The organism is Pseudoalteromonas sp. SIMBA_162 (assembly GCF_046535955.1).
GTDB classification, from domain to species: Bacteria; Pseudomonadota; Gammaproteobacteria; order Enterobacterales; family Alteromonadaceae; genus Pseudoalteromonas; species Pseudoalteromonas marina.
This window is the reverse complement of the sequence record NZ_JAWJBQ010000444.1, coordinates 1-270: the sequence shown is the minus strand read 5'-3', so window position 1 is coordinate 270 and position 270 is coordinate 1. Positions and strand designations below refer to the sequence as shown.

Here is a 270-nt window from a genome sequence, read left to right as displayed (position 1 = left end):
GGAACTCAGTAAAGCTAAACAAGCCGAATATGACGCACTAGCTGCTGAGTTGGCAGAAGCTGATGCTTCTTACAAACAGTTAGAGGAAAACTTTAACACTGCTACTAAACGAGTAGAAGCGTTATGGGGTGTACTTCAAACTATCTTTGATGATGAGTTAGATGGGATTGACGAAAGTTATCATGACTTAATCCCGAAAGACAAGCCGATTGAAGCACAGTTAGAATGGCTAACTAAAGCGAAACAAAAAGGGTTATTCACTACGAATGG

General features: G+C 40.4%; 1 protein-coding gene. It reads left to right on the top strand.

From position 1 onward, the window contains the following. The coding region (locus R0J88_RS20415; protein WP_410900938.1) for a hypothetical protein at window positions 1-270 on the top strand (270 nt) is incomplete at both ends.